This is a genomic window from Neobacillus drentensis, from assembly GCF_036965645.1.
GTDB lineage: Bacteria > Bacillota > Bacilli > Bacillales > Cytobacillaceae > Neobacillus > Neobacillus drentensis_D.
In genome coordinates, this window is the sequence record NZ_JBALPZ010000280.1 from 1 (window position 1) to 2763 (window position 2763).

Annotated in this window: 1 protein-coding gene; it reads left to right on the plus strand. The window is 35.4% G+C overall.

Going from position 1 to position 2763, the window contains the following annotated elements; genetic code table 11:
- The first annotated feature begins 168 nt into the window (after nt 1–168).
- Nucleotides 169–2697: a bifunctional lysylphosphatidylglycerol flippase/synthetase MprF gene (gene mprF / locus V7266_RS30330; RefSeq protein WP_335472990.1), complete on the plus strand. Its 2529-nt coding sequence runs from the start codon at nt 169–171 to the stop codon at nt 2695–2697.
- Nucleotides 2698–2763: the final 66 nt, after the last annotated feature.

Genomic DNA, 2763 nt, shown 5'->3' on the forward strand with positions numbered 1-2763 from the left:
CAACAAATCAAATAGTTCAAATTTTTTGCTTCTTATAAATGTGTGGTTGAACAATGTTTTCGCTGTCTAAAATGAGAATAGTGACCTTTATCATTAAAGAATTACTTTGTTTTTCTCAATAGAGCGTTTATATTTAAAACAGGAAAGAAAAAATGGGTGGTAATCTGGTTGGGGATTAAAAAGGAAAAACTGCTAAAAGTTATGAAATTTATTTTTCCAGTCTTCTTGTTGATTTTTGCAGTCTTTGAGATGAAGAAGTTTACTGGAAATATTAATGAGAACATGCTTAGAAATGAAATTAACCATCTTAATATTTGGCTCTTATTATTAATCTTAGGCGTGACCTTTGCAGCTGTTTTGCCTATGGTTTTATACGATGTAATATTAGCGAGAATTCTGAGTATAAAAGTTTCGAAAAGAGAGTTGATAGAGCAGTCGTTTATTGCCAATTCATTTTCAAATTTGATCGGCTTTGGCGGTCTGATTGGCGCCATGCTGAGAACGTATTTCTTTCATAAATTTGAGGAGGATAACCGGAGGCTTCTTAGGGTAATTGCATCAGTTTCTCTTTTTTATTTGACAGGAATCTCCTTCCTGTCTTGGATTGTAACCATTCACTATCGGAATTTCCCGTTGTTTTTGGATACAAGATGGCTTTATTTCGCGGTCTTAGGGGTAGGTCTATACTTACCTATCTTTTTCGTCATACATATATTTAAAACCAGTCAAGACATTCAACGTATCCTAACGCTTAAGTCTAGTATTAAGTTGGTCATTGTTTCAGTAGTAGAGTGGTTTGCGGTATTTACGGCTATCTTTGTTTTAACCAAAATACTAGGAATTCACATCTCGCTCTTTGATTTGTTCCCTGTATATATTGTTGCGGCCTGTGCAGGGATCATAAGTATGATTCCTGGCGGCTTAGGTTCATTTGATCTAGTTTTTCTTTGGGGAATGCAGGATTTACATGTACCAGAAGAAAAAGTCCTTGTTCTGCTATTGTTTTACCGAATCGGCTACTATTTCATTCCTTTTTTAATCAGCTTAGTCTTTTTTGTACGGCTTTATTGGCAAAGATGGAACCAATTGTGGAATAATCTCCCTAAAGCCATCCTTCAAGGTCTAAGTCATATTATTCTGACCATGCTTGTTTTTTTATCAGGTATCATTCTCCTGTTATCTGCAAGCGTTCCAGGGATCATGTCGAGACTTAGGGTAGCTCAGGAACTGCTGTCATTTCCGATCATCAATGTGTCACACCAGCTATCCGTAGCTGCCGGCTTTTTACTGCTGGGACTATCTCGTGGAATTGAATACAGTGTCAAAAGAACCTATGATTTAACGATGCTCGCATTAATTCTGGCTGCATTATTTTCCATTTTTAAGGGAATCGATTACGAAGAGGCTGCCTTTTTAATTATTGTAGCCCTTCTGCTTAGAATGTCGAAAGGGCAATTTTATCGTGAAAGCTATGTACTGACCTGGGGTAAAACAATCTTTGATGTAACAATCGTGGTAATTGTTACTTCGATGTATATATTAATTGGGTATTTTAATATACCGAATGCAAGAATCACTCTTCCTAAAAAGTTTTTACCGTATGTGATTGTTGACTACCGAGACTTGTTTTCAAGTGCAATTATTGGTTTAATAATTGCTTTAAGTATTCTTTTTATAGGTTATCTGATAAGTATCCCTAAAAAATGGAGGTTTGAAAAGTCAATTGACCATGAGGAAGAAATTGTTAAGCATTTATCCGTTTATCCAGGTAAAGTTTTGTCACATTTAATTTTCCTTCATGATAAATATGTTTTTTGGAATAGCAAGAGGAATGTTTTAATCTCGTTCCAAGAATATGCCGATAAATTAATCATTCTCGGAGACCCAGTTGGTGAGAAGCACGATTTTTCAAGTGCGATTGAAGAATTTCAAGAAGTCGCTGATTTATACGGTTACACACCTGTTTTCTATCAAGTTAGCGATGATATGCTCCCTTATTTACATGGTCACGGCTTTGCATTTTTTAAATTAGGGGAAGAGGCATTTGTAGACCTTAAAAGCTTCTCGCTTAAAGGGGATAAAATGAAGGGGTTAAGGGCACTAAGAGAAAAATTTAATGGTGAACAGTATTATTTTGAGATGCTTAAACCTCCTTTTACAAAAGCCATTATGTATGAATTGAGAAAAATCTCCGACGAATGGCTTCTTGGACGAAAGGAAAAAGGGTTTTCATTAGGATACTTTAATGAAGAATATTTAAATAAAGCCCCGATAGCCATTGTAAAAGATAAAGAAGGTCACATATTAGGTTTTATGAGCATTATGTTTGTATACGATGATTATAAGACGGTCTCGGTTGATTTAATCAGGGTTCAACCGTCAGCACCGGAAGGAATCATTGACTTTTTCTTCTTATCTGTAATTGATTGGGCCATCAAAGAGGGTTATCAGAAGTTTGATATGGGTATGGCCCCTTTATCGAATGTAGGTTTGTCTAAATTTTCCTTTTTGAGCGAAAAAATAGCTGCCCAGATTTTCCTTCATGGTCACGTTATCTATCATTTTCAGGGCCTTCGGAAGTTTAAAGAAAAATATACTGACATATGGGAGCCTAAATATTTGGCATTTCGAAGAAAATCATCATTGCCTTTTATAATGGCCCAAATTGCCCTATTAATTTCTAAAAAAAGACTATAAAAAAAAACGGCTGGCTGCTGCCATCCGTTTTTTTGTAAGTTAAAGTTACTATATTAAGAGAAATAT